Annotated in this window: 21 protein-coding genes and 4 pseudogenes; 21 read left to right on the top strand and 4 right to left on the bottom strand. The window is 37.8% G+C overall.

Annotation, left to right across the window (positions count from 1 at the left end; all coding sequences use genetic code 11):
* The first annotated feature begins 137 nt into the window (after positions 1-137).
* The 3 genes from G4D76_RS03795 to G4D76_RS03785 all read left to right on the top strand — a co-directional run bounded on the left by G4D76_RS03795 (position 138) and on the right by G4D76_RS03785 (position 3,240).
* Positions 138-1,130, top strand: coding sequence for an LLM class flavin-dependent oxidoreductase (locus G4D76_RS03795; protein ID WP_213810579.1), 993 nt, complete (start codon positions 138-140; stop codon positions 1,128-1,130).
* Positions 1,131-1,214: 84 nt separating this feature from the next.
* Positions 1,215-2,543, top strand: coding sequence for an FAD-dependent oxidoreductase (locus G4D76_RS03790; protein WP_213810578.1), 1,329 nt, complete (start codon positions 1,215-1,217; stop codon positions 2,541-2,543).
* A 283-nt stretch (positions 2,544-2,826) separates the two neighbouring features.
* Complete coding sequence (locus G4D76_RS03785) at positions 2,827-3,240, top strand: immunoglobulin-like domain-containing protein (RefSeq protein ID WP_213810577.1); 414 nt, start codon at positions 2,827-2,829, stop codon at positions 3,238-3,240.
* A gap of 128 nt (positions 3,241-3,368) precedes the next feature.
* Here the strand turns inward: G4D76_RS03785 and G4D76_RS03780 are convergent, their stop codons facing one another.
* Complete coding sequence (locus G4D76_RS03780) at positions 3,369-3,923, bottom strand: Maf family protein (protein ID WP_213810576.1); 555 nt, start codon at positions 3,921-3,923, stop codon at positions 3,369-3,371.
* Between the two features lie 187 nt (positions 3,924-4,110).
* On the opposite strand from G4D76_RS03780, the pseudogene G4D76_RS03775 reads away from it, so the two are divergent.
* Positions 4,111-4,463, top strand: a pseudogene (locus G4D76_RS03775) (DUF6176 family protein).
* Between the two features lie 42 nt (positions 4,464-4,505).
* Here G4D76_RS03775 and abc-f read toward each other — a convergent pair.
* Positions 4,506-6,008 carry a ribosomal protection-like ABC-F family protein gene (gene abc-f, locus G4D76_RS03770; RefSeq protein WP_213810575.1) on the bottom strand — a complete coding sequence of 501 codons (1,503 nt, stop codon included), beginning with the start codon at positions 6,006-6,008 and terminating at the stop codon, positions 4,506-4,508.
* Positions 6,009-6,303: 295 nt separating this feature from the next.
* Here abc-f and queG point away from each other — a divergent pair.
* The 4 genes and pseudogenes from queG to G4D76_RS03750 all read left to right on the top strand — a co-directional run bounded on the left by queG (position 6,304) and on the right by G4D76_RS03750 (position 10,353).
* Positions 6,304-7,431 (top strand): annotated as a pseudogene (gene queG / locus G4D76_RS03765) (tRNA epoxyqueuosine(34) reductase QueG).
* 12 nt (positions 7,432-7,443) lie between these two features.
* The gene (gene trmL, locus G4D76_RS03760; protein WP_213810982.1) at positions 7,444-7,914 is read left to right on the top strand and encodes a tRNA (uridine(34)/cytosine(34)/5-carboxymethylaminomethyluridine(34)-2'-O)-methyltransferase TrmL; all 471 of its coding nucleotides are present in this window, start codon (positions 7,444-7,446) and stop codon (positions 7,912-7,914) included.
* Positions 7,915-7,923: 9 nt separating this feature from the next.
* A complete protein-coding gene (nfsA, locus tag G4D76_RS03755) occupies positions 7,924-8,670 on the top strand; it encodes an oxygen-insensitive NADPH nitroreductase (RefSeq protein ID WP_371814573.1) in 747 nt (248 codons plus the stop codon).
* Between the two features lie 135 nt (positions 8,671-8,805).
* Complete coding sequence (locus G4D76_RS03750; RefSeq protein ID WP_250130174.1) at positions 8,806-10,353, top strand: glutathione ABC transporter substrate-binding protein; 1,548 nt, start codon at positions 8,806-8,808, stop codon at positions 10,351-10,353.
* Positions 10,354-10,559: 206 nt separating this feature from the next.
* Here the strand turns inward: G4D76_RS03750 and G4D76_RS03745 are convergent, their stop codons facing one another.
* Positions 10,560-11,264 (bottom strand): dihydropteridine reductase, encoded by a 705-nt coding sequence (locus G4D76_RS03745; protein WP_213810573.1) that lies wholly within the window; start codon positions 11,262-11,264, stop codon positions 10,560-10,562.
* 195 nt (positions 11,265-11,459) lie between these two features.
* Positions 11,460-11,588 carry a hypothetical protein gene (locus G4D76_RS15790; protein ID WP_256440529.1) on the bottom strand — a complete coding sequence of 43 codons (129 nt, stop codon included), beginning with the start codon at positions 11,586-11,588 and terminating at the stop codon, positions 11,460-11,462.
* Positions 11,589-11,786: 198 nt separating this feature from the next.
* On the opposite strand from G4D76_RS15790, the gene G4D76_RS14545 reads away from it, so the two are divergent.
* The 13 genes and pseudogenes from G4D76_RS14545 to G4D76_RS03685 all read left to right on the top strand — a co-directional run bounded on the left by G4D76_RS14545 (position 11,787) and on the right by G4D76_RS03685 (position 22,554).
* Positions 11,787-12,095, top strand: coding sequence for a hypothetical protein (locus G4D76_RS14545; protein WP_250130173.1), 309 nt, complete (start codon positions 11,787-11,789; stop codon positions 12,093-12,095).
* Positions 12,096-12,103: 8 nt separating this feature from the next.
* The gene (locus G4D76_RS14540) at positions 12,104-12,364 is read left to right on the top strand and encodes a sugar phosphate isomerase family (protein ID WP_250130172.1); all 261 of its coding nucleotides are present in this window, start codon (positions 12,104-12,106) and stop codon (positions 12,362-12,364) included.
* 74 nt (positions 12,365-12,438) lie between these two features.
* A pseudogene (fumC, locus tag G4D76_RS03735) lies at positions 12,439-13,821 on the top strand (class II fumarate hydratase).
* A 10-nt stretch (positions 13,822-13,831) separates the two neighbouring features.
* Positions 13,832-14,389, top strand: a complete 558-nt coding sequence (locus G4D76_RS16595) for a Ppx/GppA phosphatase family protein (protein ID WP_371814572.1) — start codon at positions 13,832-13,834, stop codon at positions 14,387-14,389.
* A gap of 334 nt (positions 14,390-14,723) precedes the next feature.
* Positions 14,724-15,356 (top strand): hypothetical protein, encoded by a 633-nt coding sequence (locus G4D76_RS16590; protein WP_371814571.1) that lies wholly within the window; start codon positions 14,724-14,726, stop codon positions 15,354-15,356.
* Between the two features lie 39 nt (positions 15,357-15,395).
* A pseudogene (locus G4D76_RS03725) lies at positions 15,396-17,518 on the top strand (RNA degradosome polyphosphate kinase).
* Positions 17,519-17,730: 212 nt separating this feature from the next.
* Positions 17,731-17,922, top strand: a complete 192-nt coding sequence (locus G4D76_RS16585) for a FadR/GntR family transcriptional regulator (RefSeq protein WP_213810981.1) — start codon at positions 17,731-17,733, stop codon at positions 17,920-17,922.
* A 774-nt stretch (positions 17,923-18,696) separates the two neighbouring features.
* On the top strand, positions 18,697-19,041 hold the full coding sequence (locus G4D76_RS15785; RefSeq protein ID WP_213810571.1) for a type 2 periplasmic-binding domain-containing protein: 345 nt from the start codon (positions 18,697-18,699) through the stop codon (positions 19,039-19,041).
* 26 nt (positions 19,042-19,067) lie between these two features.
* Complete coding sequence (gene dctP / locus G4D76_RS15780; RefSeq protein ID WP_213810570.1) at positions 19,068-19,637, top strand: TRAP transporter substrate-binding protein DctP; 570 nt, start codon at positions 19,068-19,070, stop codon at positions 19,635-19,637.
* Positions 19,638-19,662: 25 nt separating this feature from the next.
* Positions 19,663-19,971, top strand: a complete 309-nt coding sequence (locus tag G4D76_RS03700) for a TRAP transporter small permease (protein WP_213810569.1) — start codon at positions 19,663-19,665, stop codon at positions 19,969-19,971.
* 283 nt (positions 19,972-20,254) lie between these two features.
* Entirely contained in the window at positions 20,255-21,538 is a 1,284-nt protein-coding gene (locus G4D76_RS03695) for a TRAP transporter large permease (protein ID WP_256440528.1), read from the top strand.
* A gap of 21 nt (positions 21,539-21,559) precedes the next feature.
* Entirely contained in the window at positions 21,560-22,351 is a 792-nt protein-coding gene (locus G4D76_RS03690) for an ornithine cyclodeaminase family protein (protein WP_213810567.1), read from the top strand.
* Positions 22,348-22,554 (top strand): hypothetical protein, encoded by a 207-nt coding sequence (locus G4D76_RS03685; protein WP_213810566.1) that lies wholly within the window; start codon positions 22,348-22,350, stop codon positions 22,552-22,554. The genes G4D76_RS03690 and G4D76_RS03685 overlap by 4 nt, the downstream gene beginning before the upstream one ends.
* Positions 22,555-22,989 lie beyond the last annotated feature (435 nt).

Raw genomic sequence — 22,989 nt, 5'->3', positions numbered from 1 at the left:
CTTCAATGGATATCAGGGAGTATTTTTAAATTCAATATCATGAAGTTCTCAAGCACTTAGTTTCTTAAACATAGGATAAATTGATATTCTTAAAAGAAGAGTATATTTATCGATAAAAACTAAAGGATGTATAAACTATGAAACTGAGTATATTGGATCAGGCTCCTATAACTAAAGGCAACACAGCTGCGGGGGCTTTAATAAAAGCAGAAGAACTTGCGGTACTGGGTGACGAGCTCGGGTATGAACGTATGTGGATGGCTGAACATCACGGCACATCTGCTTATGCAAGTTCTGCTCCTGAAATTACTGCGGCACATTTGGCAGCTAAAACAAAAAATATCCGTATCGGCACCGGTGGAGTTATGATGATGCATTACTCTCCTTTAAAACTGGCAGAAGTGTTTAAAACACTCAGTGCATTTGCACCTGGCCGTATTGATTTCGGCATGGGCAGAGCACCAGGCGGGGACCAGTTCTCTATATACGCATTATCAGAAGGACGTCCGCCGATGGTACATAATATGTATGAAAAATTTGATACAGCTCTGCAGCTGATTAACGACGAAGTGCCGGAAAATGAGTTATATAACAGAACAATTGCTACACCATCTAACATCGTATTGCCTGAATCATGGCTGCTTGGTTCGAGCGGCAACAGCGCTGTAGAAGCAGGGCGCCGAGGTGCGGGTTATTCATTCGCTCAGTTTTTTAACGGCCAGCTGTCAAAACCGATTCTCGATGCATATAAAGATAATTTTGAACCCTCTGCTTTTATGGAGAAGCCTGAAATTACAGTATCTTATATGGTCACAGCAGCTGACACGAAAGAAGAAGCTGAATTTGAAGCAAAACCTCAGGATATCTGGCGCCTTCAATTTATGAAAGGCAGAAGCGGACAGCTGTTGACGCCTGAAGAAGCGCAGGATTTTCCGTTAACAGAAATGGACCGCATTAAAATTCACGAAGGCCGTAAATTGCATTTGGTTGGGTCTGCAAAAGAAGTCGCAGCTCAATTACAGGATGAGCAGATAAAATATGGGTTTGATGAAGCAATGATTTGTAGTATTCCGCATTCACAACAAGCGCGTCTTAACGTGTATAAATTGCTGGCCAAGGAATTGTTTTAACAATCTGTCACTGCAGCACTTAGTTTGTTAAACAGTCATCACGGGTAAATATCTGGTGATGATAAACTTAAGGAGATGCTGTATTTGACACATTTTGACGCAATAATAATCGGTTTCGGTAAAGCTGGCAAGACGTTAGCAGGAGAACTTGCAAATCGTGACTGGAATGTAGCGTTAATCGAAAAAGATAACACAATGTACGGGGGGACATGTATTAATATCGCATGTATTCCGACGAAGTTATTAATGCACGATGCACTTGAAAAGAGAGAATACCGCGCTGCTGTTGAACGCAAAAATTCAGTAATCAGCAAACTGCGTGATAAGAACTATCATAGCGTTGCAGATTTAAATAAGGCGAAAGTTTACGATGCTAAAGCGTCGTTTATCAGCGACAGTGAAATTGAAATAGAAGCGGCTAATGGTAAAAAAGAAGTGCTCACTGCTGATAAAATATTTATTAATACCGGTGCAGAAAGTATCATTCCGCCAATTGACGGGGATATAAACTCTGACAAAGTATATACAAGTACGACATTAATTGATGAAGATATTCTCCCTGATAAACTTACCATTGTCGGCGGGGGCTATATCGGACTTGAGTTTGCAACGATGTATAATGCTTTCGGTTCAGAAGTCAGTATAATTGTTCCGGACGATAAAATACTAAAATCCGAAGACAGCGATATTGCTGCTGAAATTACTAAGGATATGCAGGAGAGCGGCATTAACTTTATCTTTGGTGAACGCGCAGAAAAAGTGACAGAAGAGAATTATAATAATATTACTGTAACTTTATCGAGTGGCAATGAACTCACATCAAATGCAATATTATTTGCTACGGGACGTAAGCCGAATATAGAAGGACTTGGCATTGAAAATACAACTGCCGGACTGACGGATAAAGGTAATATTAAAGTAAACAATCATCTGCAGACTGAAGCTGAAAATATTTATGCAATGGGCGATGTAAAAGGCGGTATGCAGTTCACATATACATCACTCGATGATTACCGCATCGTGAAGAGTCACTTATTTGATGATGGCGAGTATTCATATGACTCACGCACAAATGTGCATTACACGATGTTTACAGATCCGCCGTATTCACGTGCAGGACTGACACTGGAAGAGGCGGAAGAACAGGGATATAAAGCAGCCGAAAACAGTATGCAGATGTCAGGTCATCCGAGATCTCATATTAATAATGAACTGAGGGGCTTGTTTAAAGCGGTAGTGGATACTGAGACTAAAGAAATCCTTGGGGTACACTTATACGGTGTGAATTCGGAAGAACTGATTAACACGGTGAAGCTCGCAATGGATAATAATATTCCGTATACGTCGCTCCGCGACCAGATGTACAATCATCCTGTAATGAGCGAAGCATTTAATAACCTGTTTGATATATAAGTTGAAATCCACAGGCTGTATGTAGTGCACCCAAAAGTTGATTTTTTTGGTTAAGCTATTTTGTAAAAGGTATGTTTCCTGTAAATTTCAGGAAACATACCTTTTCATTTTGTGTTCTTTAATTATTATTATTTTATGACTGAAACATATTCATTTAAAGATAAGCATCAAATACCTCCAGCTTATATTATAATTAAAGCAAAGAAGGTGCCGGAATGAAACGAACGCATTTTTCATTATGATATTCCTCATTCCATTTATTTTAAGCGCATGCATCAGGACGGTGACCCCTGAACTCCTGGACGATCCAAGTCCGCGCCAGGATATACAAAGTTCGAATAATGGTCTCCGGATGAATATCGAACAATCCAACCCGGAACGTGCAAATGCAAATATCAAAATGGATATCATCAATTCCAGTGATACACTGTTCGGTTATGGTGAATTCTTCTATATAGAAAAGAATGTGGATGGTGACTGGTATATGCTCGCTTTCGACGATGCCGTTTTTTCGGATTTTTCAGACTTTGATAATTATGGTAAAGTGATATCACCCGGCACGAAAGATGAAATCATCATTGATCCAAAGAACTACCAGCTGACACTTGACAGCGGGGAGTACCGTATTGTCAAAGCTTTCAGGTATCACGATGACCAGACAGTATTCTGGCTGACAGCTGAATTTGAAGTGACGTAGTAAACACATATGGACTGCTTCAATTTTCCATGATCAGATGTACACTCAGCCGGTGGGAAGTATGGCATTTAATACTTTATCTGATATATAGAAAAATTCCCGCATGCTTAACAGCACACGGGGATTTTTTAAAAGCCGTATTTTTTTAAAGCTCTGTAAACTTTAGAAAGCGGCAGGCCGACGACGGTATTATAATCGCCTTTTATCTCTTTTACGAATACAGCTCCGAAACTCTGAATACCGTAAGCTCCGGCCTTGTCATATGGTTCGTCGGTATTAATATACTGTTCTATTTCCTCTTCTGACAGGTCGTAAAACGTGACTTCTGTACAGTCGGAAATAATTTCCTCAAAGCCTCTTGACTTTAATATGGCTGCGGAGTACACTTCATGAGTGCTTCCGGATAGAGCCGTTATCATTTGACGTGCATCTTCAATAGTGGCTGGTTTTTCATAGATTTTATTATTGTGGCTGACAACTGTGTCGCATGTTAGCAGAACGGAATTATCATCCACCGTCAGAACAGAAGATTTTAATTTGGCAGTTTCAATCACTTTAGTTTCGGGAACGCTGCTGGTAATCTGTTTTTCATCGGCATTAGGAACGAGAATTTCATAATCCAGTCCTGCCTGTGTGAGTAATTCACGGCGTCTTGGCGACTGTGAACCCAGTATAAGTTTCATTAATGATACCTCCGGTGCATAAATTGAGTGAAATATTCTTATCCATTGTCTTTGGCCGGAAAAACGTTATAATGGCCTTAAAGCAATTTTTTCAGATAAAAGGCTTAAAATACATATAAAAACTAATTAATTTTAATAATACATAGGTTAAACCTAAATAGATAGTCGTTTTAAGAGGGGAGCAATCATGAGAGTAGAGTTGACGAAGTACAGAGTTAAAGAAGGTAAAAGTAAGCTGGTAGATGAGTGGATTGAGTATATGCATAATCATATGGACGATGTTCTCATGAACCTCGAAGGCGAAAAAATGTTCGTTGAAACAATCTTCCGTGAAGTTAATGATGTAGAATATTATACTGGTACAGTGTTCAGGATGACAATCAGTCAGAAGAGAATATATCTAGAACTGACCTTGATGAAAAACATCTGGATTACTGGGAGAAGTGTATTGATAAAACATTCAGACCTGAAGATATGAAAGCTGAAATCGTGATGATACCGGAGCGTATCAGACGTGCGATGAAATATAATAACAATTAAAAGGCATCCTTTGGGATGCCTTTTATTTTTTGAGCTGTCATTCTAATGATCTTTCAATTGATTCTTTTGTTTAATCAGCTTTTGGAATTCTTCTTCCAGGTCCGGTGTGGAGGCTTCCGAAAGCTCGCTGAGTACACGGGTAATCTGAGTTTCCAGCACCAGCAGCTCATCTTTCTTTGGATTTCTCGGCGGTGGAGTATCCAGGTTAATGAGCTGTCGCTTATCAATGTTATACGAAGTCTCTGCGATACTTTCACGGAAGCGTTTATCATGTGAGACTAAAATAATTAATCCGGGAAAGCTTTTAATCATTTCTTCGAGCGCTTCGATTGAATGGACATCGAGAAAATTTGTCGGTTCGTCGAGTATCAGCACCTGGCTGTTCGACATCAGCAATTTCACCAGCTGAACTTTCACACGTTCACCGCCGCTGATTACAGAAACTTTTTTATGAACTTCATCAGCTTTAATATTTAAGCGGGCGAGGGCAGTTCTGACAGTAGTTTCATCGTAATTGCTGCTGTATAGAATATTTTCAAGAATAGTCGAATTTAAATCAAGCGATTCGAGCTGCTGATAAAAGTAGCCGACAGATAAGTTAGAGTTCTGATACTTATCGTAAATATAATTAAGCAAAGTAGTTTTGCCCGAGCCGTTCTTGCCGGTAATGCTCACTTTATCTGTCGCCTTTAAATAGAGGGAAACATCTTTTAACAGCACTTTGTTCTCTCTCGCTATATTTTCACGTTCAAGCCGGATAATTGTTTTCCTGCCAAGTTTCTCAATATCCTGAGTGTAGAAAATTACTTCTTTTTCTTCTTCAGGTTTTTCTTTTTCTTCAAGCTGATTGAGACGGGTTTCCATGCCTGTACGTACTTTATCTAATTTCTTCTGCATTTTATTGAAGTAGGGTGTTTCTTTAGTTACGTATTTTTTTGTTTCCTTGTCGTATACTCTGTTAGCTAAAGCAGCTTGTCTCGATTTACTTTCAACTGCTTTTTCCAGATGCTGTTTTTCGCGGACATACTTATCGTATTCAAGTCTGGCACGCTGTTTGTTATGTGCCTCAATTTCTTTGTAATGCGAGTAGTTCCCGGGATAGATAATGACTTTTGTATCTTCAATTGCCCATATTTCATCTGCAATCTTATCGAGAAAATCACGGTCATGTGATGCGATAATCTTAAGTGCTTTCTTTTGATTAAGTTCGTCCCTAAGCCATGTGGCATTCGTGTCATCGAGATGTGTCGTCGGTTCATCCAGTAAAATAATACCGGCTGAATTTTTCAAACCTTCCTGCAGATAAACTTTTGTCGTTTCACCGCCGCTTTTATGAAAGTCACTGTTTTTCAACTGCGGAATATAAGTGATCCGCTGATCTGTATGCAAGGTGCCGCTGTTAACCATGTGTTCCATCAGCGTTGTTTTCCCGCTGCCGTTACGGCCGATCAGACCGATTGTCTTCTGATCCTGTACGGTAATATTATCAATAGAAATAATTGTTTCACCGTTAATTTCTAAATTGATGTCATTAAGATTCATCATAAAAAGCCTCATTTCGTTGTCGAAATAAGGCCTCACCAGTATAATAATACTATCAGCACTCCCGCAAATTAAAGAGGGGAGCAGAATGATTGCATAGAATTATATATGAACTGCAGAGATTACCCTATTTCGACTAATTTTTCGCATAATAAATACGCCTGAATCGCATAATAAATTTGCATGAATATGTCATAAGAAAAGGATAATCTATTTCATTGTCCTGCGTTCAACTCGTACGTGTATTGTTACTTAAATAAAAGCACATAAGAATAATTTGCAAATAAGGATGGGAATTATGGACCGTCATGACTTTAAAAACGCATAATTGAATATGCACATTCGATTGGTATCGATGATATCGGATTACGACGGCTGAACCGTTCACTGAGTTTAAAGCTAAACTTATTGATTACTATAAAAATGGGTTTGAGTCGGGATTCGAAACGGGCACGATTGAAGAACGTACAAACCCGAAAGCGAGTCTGCCTAATGCCAAGAGTATTATTTCTATTGCTGTAGGATATCCGAATAAACTGCGCAATGCGCCTAAATCGAAACAGGGCGAACGCCGCGGTATTTTTGCGAGGGCATCATGGGGGATGGATTACCATACGCTTTTAAGGAGCAGGCTTCAGAAACTCGAAGCTTTTATCAATGAACTGGATCCATCTGTTGATTGCAAATCGATGGTGGATACGGGCGTACTCAGCGACCGTGAAGTCGCTCGGAGGAGCGGTCTCGGTTTTACCGGCAAGAATGGTTTTATCATCAACCCGAAACTCGGAACGTATTCGTATCTCGGTGAGATGATTGTAAGCTACGCCTTCCCGGCAGATGAAGAGTTACTGGATTCATGCGGGGACTGCAACATTTGCGTAGACCGCTGTCCGACAGGCGCACTGGTTGGTAACGGTCAGGTCGACTCTAAAAAGTGTATTTCATTCCTTACTCAGACAAAGGATTTATGCCGATGGAGTATCGTTCTAAAATAGGGAACAGGTTATACGGCTGTGACACTTGCCAACAAGTATGCCCGCGTAATAAAGGGATTAATACTGAACACCACGAAGATATCGTCCTTGAACCGGAAATATTAAAACCTGAACTGACCGGGCTGCTGCAGATTTCCAACAAGGAATTTAAAGAAACATACGGACACCTTGCGGGTGTATGGCGCGGCAAAAAGCCAATTCAGCGCAATGCAATCATTGCACTTGCTCACTTTAAAGAAACCGCAGCAATTGATATACTTAAAACTGTTGCAGAAACTGATGTGCGTCCGGTCATTAAAGGAACAGCCTATTGGGCAATCGGACAAATTTCCGGAGATGCAGCACTTGATTATATTTATGAACGATATGCCATTGAAACAGATGACGATGTAAAAAAAGAAATGCTTACAGGCATTCAAGAAGCGAGTTAGGAAGAAGGAAAAATAATGAATCACGTTGTACTATATCAGCCGGAAATACCGCAAAACACAGGAAACATCGCAAGAACATGTGTCGCAACAGGCACACCGCTCCATCAGATTAAACCTTACGGTTTCAGTCTGGAAGACAAGTATGTGAAACGTGCGGGTCTGGATTACTGGAAAGACCTCGAGCTTTATGAATATGAGACAATAGAAGAGTTTTTTGACAAGAACAAAGGGAATTACTATATGATTTCCAAGTTCGGTAAAAAGAACTTTACGGATATGGATTACAGCAATTCTGAAGAAACTCATTACTTTGTCTTTGGCCGGGAAACAAAAGGACTCCCGGACTGGTTAAAAGATGAGTATGAAGAATCGCTGATGAGAATACCGATGACTGACAAAGTGCGTTCGCTGAATTTATCTAACACTGTCGGTATACTGGTATATGAAGCATTAAGACAGCAGGAGTATCCTGGACTGAAATAGGAGGATTTTTTGATGAATGATGTTATAAAATTATTGAATAATCACCGCTCTTTAAGAAAGTTTACAGATGAAAAGTTATCACTTGAAACGATTAAAACACTGGTCGGTGCAGCGCAGAGTGCAAGTACATCAAGCTATGTACAAGCCTATTCAATTATGGGAGTCACTGACCCCGAAAAGAAAAAAGCACTGCGTGAAATCAGTACACAAAGCTACGTTGAACATAACGGACATCTGTTTGTTTTTGTTGTGGATTTTTATCGTCATAAAGAACTTGCTGAACGGGCGGGGAAAGAAGTTTCATACGATAAAACAGAAAACCTGATTGTCGGTGTCGTGGATGCAAGTTTAGCAGCGCAAAATATGGCAGTTGCAGCAGAAAGCATGGGCCTCGGTATTTGCTACATTGGTTCACTGCGTAACGATATTAAAAAAGCCGGTGAAATTTTAGGACTGCCGGAAGGTACATTCGCGCTGTTCGGTATGGTTGCAGGCTATCCTGAACCAGGAGAAGACGGTTCGAAAAAAGAACGCCTGCCGTTTGAAGCGGTATATCATGAAAACACATATCAGAGAATTGACGAAGTTCAGAGTGATATCGAAGCATACGATCAGCGTATCAGCGATTATTACAGCAGTAGAACTGACGGCAAACGCGATGATAAGTGGAGCGAACAGATTATTGATATGCTCAGTAAAAAACAGCGTCTGGATGTAGACACTGTTTTAAAAGAAAATGGCTTTTTAGGTCAGTAAAGATATTTGAGTACACATATGAATGTTCATATGTGTATTTTTTTACATCAACTATTAAATTATTCAGAAATTATGTAGACGAACATAAACCCTAGTGATATAGTATGATTTAAATACATAGCAGAGAGGTATAATATGAAAACATTTAAAACATACTTATTCGCCGGATTACTTATTTTTGCATTGGCGGGCTGTTCGGATGACAGTGAAGTTTCAACGGAAATATCAGATACTGTCGGTGAAAACGGAGAAAAAATTTCACTCACTCAGTCATTACCTGCAGATGCAGTATCACTGGATCCGCACGGAAGTAACGACACACCTTCTGAAAAGGTAAGGTCTCACATTTATGAAGGGCTCGTCAGTCAGAACGAAAATCTGGATATCGTTCCGGAACTGGCATCAGAATGGGAACAAATAGATGATGTAACATGGCAATTCACTTTACAGGAAGGTGTCGAATTTCATGACAGCAGTGAATTTAATGCTGAAGCAGTGAAGGCTAATTTCGACCGCCTGCTTGATCCGAGCCGGGGCTCAACAAGAGCGTTTGTTCTTGAAATGATTGAAGAAGTTAATGCAGTCGATGAATACACGGTAGAGATTATTACAGAATACCCATTTTCACCTTTACTCGGTCATCTGACACATGGCGCCGGTGATATGCTATCCAAAGAACTGATTGATGAAGATTATCAGCATGCGCTTGATGAAGCAGGAATTGATATCACACTGGATGAATATTACGAAATACGTGAAGCGGGCGGCAGCGACCATGAAGATATTGCAGAACAAATAACTGAATATACAAGTACGGTAGTAGAACAAAATCCAGCGGGAACAGGATATTTGAAATACGAAGACAGAACACCTGGTGAACAAACAGTTCTGACAAGAAATGATAATTACTGGAATGGCGACGTTAATGTTGCTGATTTAACATTAAAAGTTGTAAGCGAAGCATCATCAAGAATTGCAGAAGCTGAGACAGGACAGTCAGATATTATTGCAGACGTACCGCCAAGCGACAAGGATAGAATAACATCTAATGATGATTTAATTTTGAATGAAACACAATCTGTGGCGCTTGAATATATAGGTTTGAACACACGAAATGAATATCTGCAAGATAAGCGCGTCCGACAAGCGTTGACACATGCATTCAATAAACAAGCTGTAATAGACGGTATATATAACGGTGCCGGTACTGAAGCAATATCGCCGCTCGCACCTGGTGTTTTCGGCTATGACGAATCGCTTGAACCTTTGGAATATGATATGGAAGAAGCAAGAAGATTACTTGAAGAAGCAGGTTATGAAGATGGTTTTACGCTGACGATGATGGTAAACAGCGATAATGCACAACGTGTGGACACTGCAATATGGCTGCAGCAGTCTCTTGAAGAACTGAATATTACATTGGAAATAGAGCAGCTGGAGTGGGGCACATTCCTTGAAGCAACAGGAAACGGGGAACATGATTTATATATTATGAGCTGGGGGAACTCAACGGGAGATCCGGATAATGCGATTACACCCTTGGTTCATTCATCCAGGTTAGGAGGACCAGGAAACCGAGCTTTCTTTGAAAACGATAAGATAGACAGTCTGCTTGAAGAGGGCAGCAGAGAAGCAGATGATGCAAAAAGAAAGAAATATACAGTGAAATTCAGACTATCTTAGTCGAAGAAGCACCGCTGATATTTATCTTGCACCCGCAAAAATATAATGTTTATAAATCATCTCTAGACGGTATAGAAATTAGTCCTTATGAGGAATTCGATTTCCAAAATGTGAAGAATAATGAATAAACTATAATAAAAAATCGCGGTATCTTTAGAGATACTGCGATTTTTATATTTATCATTTATTTATATTAATAAGCTGAATTAATTAGCAAAGAACTGTTCTTTTTGGCTTTCATGTTTGTCGAGCAGAATCTGATGATTTGGAATACCTTGTTTCAGCAGCAGTTCAACATTCTGTTTCAGAAACTCATCGCTGCCGACCACGTAAAATAAGGCATTTTTATCTTCTGTCAGTTTTTCTGCTTCTTCATAGTATTCATCACGAGTGCTGACAAAATCCGCAGTCAGGTTTTTATCAGTCTCTGACTTGAATATATCGGTAAACAAATAATTTTTGGATGAATCAATATTTAACGAGTGTATTTTAGCAACATTTTCACTGTTGTTAAGATAATCGAGAGCGAGCGGTCTGAAAGTAGCGAGACCGACACCTGAAGAAAGCATATAAATATTTTTGCCCTCACGTTTTAAAGGCACGTTAGTATGTGTTTTGAAAATTGCTGCTTCAGTGCCAATCGGCATTTCATTTAAAATCTGTTTAAACTTCGATGCATCCTGTCTGACACGCGTTGTGATACCAATTGTATTTTCATCTCTCAGTGTTGAAATCGACATATGTCTGATTAAGCTTCTGTCAGGTTTTTCACCAGCATTGAAACCTTTAAAAGCAAGGTGGATGTGAGAACCTTCTTCCCACGTATAATCTTCAGGGCATTCAAAAACGAAAGTTTTCACTTCAGGCGACTCAGTAATAATATCTATGAGCTTGCTCCAGTAAATTTGCATGAATATAATCTCCTTAGTACTGCTTAATATGTACAGCATTTACATATTATTGTATATTAATTGATAATAATTCTCAATCATTTGATTTAAAGGAAGTTTGGTAGGGCTGGAGGACGACAAGGAAACACCGTCGTATTCTACTCTCAAAATCAGCATAAAAAAACTGAGCAGCACAAAGCCACTCAGTTTAAAAATTTATTGAATAAAACTATTCTCTAATTTTGTCTCCCCATCGTCCTTGTATCCCCAGTCAGTTTCGCGGCCTGCTGTAAGAATTGAAGTCAGGAAGGCTGCACAAACCATTAAAATAAGAAATGCTTTCATTATTGATGTGCCTCCAGTACTTATATATTAATTACATTTATTATAAACCATTCTGCAGAGATTAAAAAGGCTTTGTTGTAAAAAAGGTAGTTTCTCATTATTAATTTACGTTTCTTATCAAGATTACGTTATTTTAATCGACGTTTAGGGTAATATAAGATTAAACTACAATGTGACGATTAATGGAGGATAAAAATTATGGCAATGAATTTTAAAATATTTGAAACTAAAGAACTTGCAGATATTTTTGCAGCAGATTTATTACGCAAGCAGATTCACAACAATCCAGAAAGTATTTTAGCTCTTGATGTTAATGAAGACTTGTCACAAGTATATGAAAAATTTGTCGGTGAAGTAAAAAATCATCCTGCAGATTTATCAGAAGTACAGCTTTTTGCAGTAGGCAAGGGTGGTATGGATGTTTTCAAAAATCTTGATATTCCTTCATCACAGCTGAACAACGGCGGCACAGCCGATGATCTTGATGACAAAGGCAAGAAAAAGTAAACGTGGCAATGCTCAATTTAAATTCGAATAAAAAAGTCGGTTTCAATAATGATAACGAGGAACTCTTTAAAGCTAAGGAGCTCTTTATCTATGCAACTGGCCCTGATAAGAGTGCGGTAGTAAGAAGTCTTTATGATGCTAACCTGGAAGGTAACGGTACATTAAGTGATATTAAGAAGCATCGCATGGTAACTGTCGTTATTGATAAAGAGGCAGCAGCCAATTTAGACCAGGATATTGTGGAATATTACTCTTATAAGTTTGCATAGCTCTTTTCTTAATGAATCCTTTCGCAATATAGTATAAACTAGTAAGGAATACTATATTTCGGGGGGATTTTTGTATGTCATTTAGAATTGAACACGATACAATTGGTGAAATTAAGGTGCCTGCTGATAAGTTTTGGGCAGCACAAACTGAAAGAAGCCGTCAGAACTTTCCAGTAGGCAAAGAAAAAATGCCGATTGAGGTTATCGTAGCATTTGCTCACTTAAAGAAAGCAACTGCGATCGTAAACAGCAATTTAGGAAAACTTTCTTCTGTGAAAAAAGATGCGATTGTATTTGCATGTGAAAAAATAATTGCCCGTGAACTGGACGAGCATTTCCCGCTTGTCGTTTGGCAAACAGGCAGTGGAACACAAAGTAATATGAACGTTAACGAAGTAGTAAGCTACGTTGCGAACCAATACTTGAAAGATCAAGACAGTGATGAAGTTGTACATCCAAACGACGATGTAAACAAATCACAAAGTTCAAATGATACGTATCCTACTGCAATGTACGTTGCACTGAGCCAGGCAATTGAACACCAGCTGATACCTGCACTTGAAAAACTTCACGGGACGTTTGAAGAGAAACAGGAGAAGTTTAAAGATATTATTAAAATTGGCCGTACGCACCTTCAAGATGCGACACCAATTACTTTAGGCCAGGAAATCAGCGGCTGGTCATATATGCTTGAAAAATCAAAAGAATGATCAATCAGTCCAGAAAACAGCTAGGCAACCTTGCTATCGGCGGTACAGCTGTAGGTACAGGACTAAATGCTCACCCGGAATTCGGTGACAAAGTAGCTGCACAAATTGCCAAACAGACTGGTCTGCCATTTGTGTCATCACCTAACAAATTCCATGCATTAACTTCATATGAAGTTGTTTACGTGCACGGTTCATTGAAAGCACTTGCTGCTGATTTAATGAAGATTGCAAACGACGTTAGATGGCTTGCATCTGGACCACGTGCTGGTCTTGGCGAAATTGAAATTCCTGCAAACGAGCCGGGCTCCTCAATTATGCCGGGCAAAGTAAACCCGACTCAGTCTGAAATGCTGACAATGGTCGTAGCGCAGGTATTTGGTAATGATACTGCTGTAAGTTTCGGAGCGTCACAGGGGAACTTTGAGCTAAACGTATTTAAGCCGGTTATTTTATATAACACATTGCAGTCAATTTATTTACTTGCTGACGGCATGGATACATTTAACGACAAATGTGCTGTAGGAATTGAACCTGTTCAGGAAAACATCGACAGATTCTTAAATAACTCATTAATGCTGGTAACAGCATTAAATCCGCACATTGGTTATGAAAATGCTGCGAAAATTGCTAAAAATGCACACGCCAAAGGAATCACATTAAAAGTCTGCGCTTAATTCAGGATTGCTGACAGAAGAGCAGTATGATCAATGGATTAGACCGGAAGACATGATTCACTCTAAAGAGTAGGGGTTTTTCGATGACAAAAATAAGCTTAATTGATATCGGGTCCAACACGATTCGACTTGTACTTTTTGAATACACTAAAAAACACGGTATAAAGGAAATAAGAAATATTAAAACGCCAGCACGTTTAGCCCAGTATATTGATGATGACGGCTATATGGCTGAAGAAGGTATTTTAGCGTTATTAAAAATCCTCAACAGTTTTAAGCAGATTTCTGAGAAATATCATATAACTAATATTTATCCTGTGGCAACAGCTGCTATAAGACAATCCAATAACCGTGATGAAATTATAGAGCGTATTAAATCCGAACTTGATCTGGATGCTAAAATTATCAGCGGTGCAGAAGAAGCGACACTTGGATTCGAAGCAGCGGTTCATACTATCAGTTATTACGATGCCGTGACAATTGATATCGGTGGGGGAAGTACAGAGCTTACTTTTTACGAAGATAAAGAAATTGTTTACCGGACGAGTTTATCGTTTGGTGTGGTTACTTTAAACAAAATGTTTTTGAAGGTAAAAACCATAATGATAAAGCAGCAATTAAACAGACAAAGCAATTTGTAGAAGATGAATTCAGCAAAGTAAACTGGCTGCGTGACCGCCGTGTACCAATTTTAGCTATCGGCGGGAGTGCGCGTAACATAGCGCGTATTCACCAGTCGATGATCAGTTATCCGATTGCCGGCGTTCACGGCTATACGATGGTGCGTAATGATTTACATGACGTGTATAAGCTGCTGAAAAAACAGATACTGAGAATCTGGATGATATCGACGGGCTGAGTAAAGACCGTGCTGATATTATTCTGCCAAGCAGCGTCGTTTTTAAAACACTGCTTAATGTCGTCGGCGCTAAAGAATTCAAATTCAGCCGTAAAGGGCTGCGTGAAGGAATGGCGATGAGGATTTTCGGTAAAGAATACCCTGTTGCTTTTAATAAGTACAGAGTATTTGAAGATTCTATCGAACAGCTGGCCAATGATTTTAATCTGGATCCGACAGATACAGAAAAGCGGACAGAAATCGTTGATCGTCTTTATCACGAGCTGGAGCGTCTGGATATACTTTCGTTATCACGGACAAATAAAATGATTATGAAACATGCTGCGGGGATATATTACTTAGGTGACTTTATCGACAGAGATGCCTCAAGTCAGCATACGTACTATTTAATTTCCAACAGTAACATTAACGGAATCGGTCACCGCGATCGTGTCAGACTTGCTCTGATTGCCAGTTATAAAAATAAAACACTGCTTGATTTTTACGCGAAGGAAACAGGGTGGTTTAATGATGAAGAGCTGGATGAAATTCAGTCGCTCGGCTCCCTCGTTAAATTCGCGAACGCTCTGAATATTTCCAATACGGAAATTGTTGATAATTTACAGTTATTCAGAGTGAACGGGGACTTCAGACTGAACATTCAGTACAATGGAGACCCGATAGCAGAAGAGTATCATTCAGTGCGTCAAAAGAAACATATTGAGAAAATTCTCGGCGGGGATTTGTGGATAGAATTTACAGAATCTTAATATTTATACGCTATAATTATCAGGAGCAGGAGGATTATAATGGCTTACAAATTAAATGATAAATCTTATTACAATAACCGCGAATTAAGCTGGCTGCGTTTTAATTACAGAGTAGTGACAGAAGCAGGCGATACACGTAATCCTCTTCTTGAGCGTTTAAAATTTATAGCAATAACGAGCTCTAATCTGGATGAGTTTTTCATGGTTAGGGTGGCTGGCTTAAAAGACCAGGTTAAGATGAATTATGCCGAACCGGACACTAAAACAGGTATGACACCTGAAGAACAGCTGTCTGGAATCGGTGAAATAAACCGTGAAAACTGCCGGATTCAATATGAAACTTATCATGATTTGATGAATGAACTGGAAAAGCTGAATGTCTTTTTAAGGAGACCGCATCAGCTGCATCAGTCATTGCAGGATAAATTGGAAAAGTTATTTGATGAAGAAATATTACCGGCATTAACGCCTTTAGGAATCGATGCATATCGACCGTTTCCTAAATTGATGAACAAAAAGATTAATATATTTGTAGATTTATCCAACGAGCTCGGTAAGCAGACTGCGATTGTACAGCTGCCGACGGTTATTAAGAGATTTTATGAATTATCTCATGAAGATAAAACGTACTTTGTTCTTGCGGAGGATATTATCGAGGAATATGTATATAAATTGTTTAACGGTTATAAAATTGACAGAACATTCCCGTTTAGAATTACGAGAAATGCCGATTTAACGATACATGAAGAAGGCGCAGCCGATTTATTAATTGAAATCGAGCGTTTCTTAAAAGAACGTACGAAAGGTGCCGCAGTGCGTCTGGAAATTGACCGCAGCCGTGATGTTACGATTAACGGTTCATTTTTAGAAGAACAGCTGTCATTGCATCATGAAGACGTTTATCGTTTTGACGGGCCGCTTGATTTAACGTTTCTGTTTGAACTGACGGGGAAATTGAAACACAGATTTCCAAATCTTGTATTCAAACCGTTTTTTCCGCAGCAGTCTCAGTTTTTAGGCAATCGTAATGTGTATGAAACAGCAATAAATGAAGATATATTCTTCCATCATCCGTATGAATCCTTCCAGCCGATTATCGAATTCGTTCAGCAGGCGGCGACGGATAATAATGTGCTGGCAATTAAACAGACACTTTACCGGGTCTCCAGTGATTCTCCCATTATCGAATCGTTAAAATTAGCGGCGGAAAACGGCAAGCAGGTTACTGTGCTTGTTGAACTGAAAGCCCGTTTCGATGAGCAGAATAATGTCCATTGGGCAAAAGAACTGGAAGATGCCGGATGCCATGTTATTTATGGGATGAACTACTTGAAAACACACAGTAAAATTACGCTGGTTGTTAAAAAAGTGAATAAAAAAATTGTTAAATACGTTCACTTAGGCACCGGAAACTATAACGATTCGACAGCCAAACTGTATACGGATATGGGAATTATTACGACAGACCCGCGTATCGGTGATGATGCTGTAAACTTCTTTAACTATTTAAGCGGTTATTCACTTAAGCCGGAATATAAAGAACTGCACGTTGCACCATTTGAAATCCGCGACATGTTTGCAGAGCGCATCGATCTTGAAATCGAAAGTCATAAAAAACACGGTAATGGTTATATCTTTGCGAAAATGAACTCGTTAACAGACAAGAGAATAATCGATAAACTGCTGCAGGCATCTCAGGAAGGCATTAAAGTGGATCTCGTTATCCGCGGAATATGCTGTTTGAGACCGGGAATTAAAGACGTCAGCGATAACATTAAAGTATAAGTGTTGTCGGCAGATTTCTTGAACACTCGAGGATTTATTATTTCTATCACAACGGCGATAAGAAAATGTTCTTATCCTCAGCTGATATGATGACAAGAAATATGATAAAACGTGTGGAAATCTTATTCCCGATTAATGATCCGAGAATAGTTGATGAATTAATCAAGGTTAATGAGTTGTTCTTAAAAGACAATGTCAAAGCCCGCATGCAGATGCCGGACGGCACATATGAATATGTTAAAAATGACCTGCCGCCGCTAAGCGTCCAGGATGAATTGATGAAACGCGCCATGGAGAACGGCGAACAGAAGAAAACAGAATTACTTCATGAACACAGCAACATACTGGAACGAATTAAGAGCCGGTTCAGGAAGTAGGTTGTTGAAGGTATATTATCTGAACTCAGATAATATACCTTTTTATTTTAGAAACATATTTGAAGTTATTTGTGAAATTCTTTATACTTAATCTAAATATCCTACATTAGAATATACTTTCAGGAAATAATACTATAGGAATAGGTGTTCAATATGTATAAACCGTCTTCCCGAGTAATGTTATACGAAGATGTAATTAATCAGATGATGACATTAATAAAAAAGGTAAGTGGCAGCCAGGTGAAAAAATACCAACTGAGAATGAACTGTCTGAATATTTTCAGGTAAGTAGAAATAGTATTAGAGAAGCAATGAAAGTTTTAACCCATTTAAAAATTTTAAATTCCAAAGCTGGCAGTGGAACTTTTTTTTTAAAGATGCTGTTCAGAGTATTCAAGTTCTAGAATTAAATAATACAATTAGAGAAAAAAGTACTTATAAATCTATAATGGACACTAGATTGATAATAGAACCTGAACTTGTATATAGAGCTGCATTATCTGCAACTCCTAATGAAATTTCTCAGCTGAAAAAATAATAAATGAGAGCATAGAGACAATTAACAGTGGAACATATTCAAAATCTACTGTGGGTTTTTCATTTCATATGGAAATAGCCAGGATATCTAAAAATGAAATCCTATTTAAATTTTTAGAGTCTATCACCTTAGAATTAATGAATGTTCGAGAAGCTACAATGCAGAGTCATAGTAAAGCGGACTTAGTTGAAGAAATAAATGGACACAAACAAATTTAATTACATACATAAAGAATATGAACCTGAGAAAGCAAAAGAAGCAATGTATAGTCATTTAAAAATGCACTTATTAATTTAGAAAAAATAAGATAACTTTAGAAAGGCTGCTAATTTAATTTAGCCTTTTTATATGAAAATTTAGATTTATCTAAAAACTCCTTGTGTTATTAAATACTAATCACTATACTATTAATTATAACTAGTCTTAATGTAGGATGTTTAAACAAATATATTACATAATTATGAAAGCGCTATTATAAGTTTCGAGGAGATGATTATCAGTAAAATATTTTAACGGGAAAATAGTTAGCTAAATATATTGAAAGGGGTTATTCATTATAAAAACTAAAGGATTGGCTTTTATTACCTTAATAATAATAATGTCAGCACTATTATCGGCATGTAGCGTCGGGAGTGCTACAGTGCCGGATGAGAACGGAGAAGTTACATGGAAATTAAATCATATTCGCCCATCTGGAACTCGAACTGATATCAGTGCAAAACAATTCTCAAAAGATATTTTTGAAGGTACCGATGGAAGAGTAGATATCGATGTGTATAACAACTCGCAATTAGGGGATTACCAATTAGTTCAAGAGAGTGTTTCTCTTGGTGAGGTAGAAATGCAATTGGCTACATTAGGTACTAACGTTGATAGAACATTACAAGTAGCTATTACTCCTTCTCTGGTATCCAACTATGAGGAGGCCAGGGAATTATATAATTCCGAAGACGGAGTTCTTAATAATATTTTAAAGAACAATTAGCAGAACAAAATATAAAACTTCTAGCAGTGTATCCACAATATTTTGGATCGATATTTTTAGCAGATGAGGCAAATGATCCAAAAAATCCTGATTCAAATAAAAACATAAAAGTTCGTGTACCCGCAATGAAAGCATTTGAAGAATATGGAGAAACACTTGGATTCGTAGTTACACCGTTAGCTTCATCAGAAATGTTTACTGCAATCCAAACAGGAATTGTAGATGGGGCAATCGGTGGTGGGACTGAATTGTATTACAACGAGTTTGGAGAGCTTGGACAACAGATTTTACCAGTAAACACACATTTTGAAGCTCATTATTTAACGGTAAATGAGGAAGCTTTTGATGCATTAGCTGAGGAAGATCAAAATACCATTTTAGAGTTTGCAGAACAGTTTGAAGAAGATGCTTTTATACAAGCAGAAGAACAAGAGAAATATAATCAATTAATTACAGAGGAACATGGTGTTGAAGTAGTAGAATTTACTGATGAAGAGCTTCAGGCATATGCTGATAAAGTACGTGAAGAAGTGTGGCCAAAATTAGAAGATGAATACGGGGACATATTAGATGAGATTAAAAATGAATTAGAATAGATTTTTATTTGAAGGGGGTATGAGTTTGTCAAATTCAAATGTAAACGAAAAGAAGAACAAAGTAATAAATGGTTTAATAAAATTTCAGAAAATTTTTAGTGTAATTATGATTATTCTAATGTTATCTTTGGTTTTTTTCCAAGTTATTTTAAGATCACTTAATCTGCCTTTAATGGGGATTGAAGAGCTGTTAATTTTACCTACTATATGGCTGTATATGATAGGAGCAGCAAACGCATCTCAGGAAAGATCTCACATTTCAGTTGATATAATTGAAGTATTTTTAAAGAATAAAAAACTGTTAATTATTTTATCAATAATAAAAATATTGTGAGTTTATTTATAGGAATAATATTAACTTACTGGATGTTCATTCATTTTAGCTATTCATTATCAATGTGGAAACTTAGCCCTCTATTGTCAATGCCTTTGTTCTTAGTAGAATCAGCATTGTTTGTTGGAGTTTTCTTGATGACTCTATATACATTTATGGACACGATTAGAAGTATAAAATATAGAGGTGATTATCCAATCAATAGCAACCGCGAAGGAGGGATACAGTGATACTTTTTGTAATAAATATATAATACTCGTTGCGTTGTTAATAGGAAACTCCTTTGCCATATGCTTTTGGCGGTGCAGTAATTTTCATGGTTATTTTCGGTGATGTACCTATAATCAGTATTATTCTATGGGGATTTAATCAAATAACATCATCATCATTATTAGCTGTACCGTTATTTATACTTTTTGGATCAATTGTTTCTAAAAGTGGAATTGCCGATAAATTATTAAGGTTTGCAGATATATTTATAGGAAGAATAAAAGGGTCAATCGGTGCAGTGGTGATACTAACTTCAGGATTTTTGGGAGCGATTTCAGGAAGTTCCTTTACTGGGATAGCATCAGTTGGACAAATTATGATTCCTAGAATGCTCCAACAAGGGTACTCAAGAGGATATTCAACATCACTTGTCAGTGTTTCATCTGTGTTAGGCGCACTTATTCCTCCGAGTGTCATGATAATTATTTATGGTTGGGCGACAGGAACAACAGTTACAGGCTCATTTCTATCAACTATAGGACCTGGGGTACTTTTAATTATTCTATTTATAATAATTCATTTCGTTCATACTAAAAAATATTTTTCTAAGGAAGGCAAAGGTACATACAAAGAGTATGCGGAAATACCTATTAATAACGATCCTGAAGAGATGGAGAAATTCCGCAAGCGTAATACCAAATTTAGAATTTTCTTAGCTGCGATTCCATCACTATTATTACCAGTAGTGATACTGGGAGGAATTTATGGAGGATTCTTTACTCCAACAGAAGCAGCAGCAGTTGCGAGTGTACTAGGCTTCTTGGTTGGCATAATTTTTTACAGACAACTGAAATTTAAAGACATTATGGATTTACTGCATGACTCTACAGCTTCAATAGGATCTATAATGGCAATGATTTTTTTCTCGCTATTATTAGCACAGACATATGTACATCTACAAATACCACAAGCAATCGTTGAATTATTTTTAGATGTTACAGATAGCAAAGTATTAATCTTAATAATTGTTACGGTCTTCCTTATTTTCGTAGGAATGATTGTTAATGATACTACAGCAATTATTTTAACAGCACCATTACTGTTGCCTTTAGTCGTTTCTTTTGGAGTCGATCCTATTCATTTCGCAGCAATAATGGCGATTACTTTAGCAATGGGTGGAATTACGCCTCCTTATGCGAGTGTATTATATTTTGGAATGAGGGTTGGAGAAGCTAATTTCAGCGAGGTAGTTAGACCTACTATGGTGTTTATCATATTTGGTTTCATACCAGTAATCATTTTAACTGTATTTTTCGAACCACTATCGATGGCATTACCGAGATTATTTGGATATTAAAAATTTATGGAGGAATAACTAATGACAGATACATTATTGATAAATCAAGGACAAATAAAAGAGCTTGTTACAATGAAGGAAATAGTAGAATTAGTGGATAAAACATTTAAAGATTTAGGAAAAGGAAAAACCATTAATCCTACAAAAGTATTGCTGGATTTAGGTGAAACTGCAGATTATCCGCCTTACGAAGGATTTATGAATGCTATGCCAGCCTATATTGGATGGCAGGATGTAGCTGGACTCAAATGGGCTGGTGGATTTTTAGGTGAAAGAAAAGAATTAGGGCTACCTTATATCACTTCAATGATTATGTTAATCGATCCTAAAGTAGGGAATTTTCTTAGCGTGCTTGATGGTGCCTTTATAACCAATGTAAGAACTGGAGCACAAAGTGCAAATGCTCTGAAATACATTAAAGGCAATGACAAGAAAATTAAACTGGGAATATATGGAGCAGGTATGCAGGGAAGAACACAGACTATGGCATTCTCTGAGATTTTTGATATTGAACAATTAACGATTTATGATATTTTTTCTGAGGCTTCAGAAAACTTTAAAGAATCAATGAAAATAAATGGAGAAATTATTGTAGCGGAAGATCCAAAAGAAGTTGCTTTAGATGCAGATGCTGTTATTTGTGTAACTCAATCGAAAGATGCATTTGTAAAAGATGAATGGATAGAACCGGGAACAGTCGTATTTCCAATGGGGTCTTATCAGGAAGTAGAAAATAATTCCTTCTTAATGCGGATCATATTATCGTCGATCACGTTGAACAAAGTCTTCACCGCGGTGTACTCAAAGACTTGAATTCCCAAGGTAAGATAACAGAAAAAAACATTTATACAACTATTGGAGAGCTAGGCAACGTTAACAAACCAATAGATGATTTGAGCAATAAAAGAATTGTTTGTATTCCTATAGGAACAGGTGCGATGGATATAGCAATTTCTAAATTTGTCTATGATAAAGCTAAACAAGGCATAGGAGAAAACTTTGATTTCCTGGGTTAAAAAAATTGCTAGAAAATATAACACTACGGTAGAAGCATTCTTCTGTAGTGTTTTTACTTTTATATAATAGTGATATTTTTAATTTATTACTAGCTATTTATTCGACATGGTAGTCCGGAGGCGTTTGAGTTACGATGTGCATTTTACATGGTAGTCCGGAGGCGTTTGAGTTACGATGTGCATTTTACATGGTAGTCCGGAGGCGTTTGAGTTACGATGTGCATTTTACATGGTAGTCCGGAGGCGTTTGAGTTACGATGTGCATTTTACATGGTAGTCCGGAGGCGTTTGAGTTACGATGTGCATTTTACATGGTAGTCCGGAGGCGTTTGAGTTACGATGTGCATTTTACATGGTAGTCCGGAGGCGTTTGAGTTACGATGTGCATTTTACATGGTCATCCGGGACCGTTTGAGTTACGATGTGCACTCGACA

Source organism: Jeotgalicoccus sp. WY2, from assembly GCF_018437745.1.
Lineage (GTDB): Bacteria > Bacillota > Bacilli > Staphylococcales > Salinicoccaceae > Jeotgalicoccus > Jeotgalicoccus psychrophilus.
The sequence above is the reverse complement of the archived record's forward strand: the minus strand, read 5'-3'. Positions and strand labels throughout refer to the sequence as shown.

What these genes read in the sequence shown, in the direction of transcription:
- G4D76_RS03690 (WP_213810567.1), top strand. Translation starts at nt 21,560, where the DNA reads ATGACAGATACATTATTGATAAATCAAGGACAAATAAAAGAGCTTGTT.
- G4D76_RS15790 (WP_256440529.1), bottom strand. Translation starts at nt 11,588, where the DNA reads ATGAAAGCATTTCTTATTTTAATGGTTTGTGCAGCCTTCCTGACTTCA.
- G4D76_RS16595 (WP_371814572.1), top strand. Translation starts at nt 13,832, where the DNA reads ATGACAAAAATAAGCTTAATTGATATCGGGTCCAACACGATTCGACTT.
- G4D76_RS03780 (WP_213810576.1), bottom strand. Translation starts at nt 3,923, where the DNA reads ATGAAACTTATACTGGGTTCACAGTCGCCAAGACGCCGTGAATTACTC.
- abc-f (WP_213810575.1), bottom strand. Translation starts at nt 6,008, where the DNA reads ATGATGAATCTTAATGACATCAATTTAGAAATTAACGGTGAAACAATT.
- G4D76_RS16590 (WP_371814571.1), top strand. Translation starts at nt 14,724, where the DNA reads ATGAGGATTTTCGGTAAAGAATACCCTGTTGCTTTTAATAAGTACAGA.
- G4D76_RS03795 (WP_213810579.1), top strand. Translation starts at nt 138, where the DNA reads ATGAAACTGAGTATATTGGATCAGGCTCCTATAACTAAAGGCAACACA.
- G4D76_RS14540 (WP_250130172.1), top strand. Translation starts at nt 12,104, where the DNA reads ATGCTCAATTTAAATTCGAATAAAAAAGTCGGTTTCAATAATGATAAC.
- G4D76_RS03745 (WP_213810573.1), bottom strand. Translation starts at nt 11,264, where the DNA reads ATGCAAATTTACTGGAGCAAGCTCATAGATATTATTACTGAGTCGCCT.
- G4D76_RS03750 (WP_250130174.1), top strand. Translation starts at nt 8,806, where the DNA reads ATGAAAACATTTAAAACATACTTATTCGCCGGATTACTTATTTTTGCA.
- G4D76_RS14545 (WP_250130173.1), top strand. Translation starts at nt 11,787, where the DNA reads ATGGCAATGAATTTTAAAATATTTGAAACTAAAGAACTTGCAGATATT.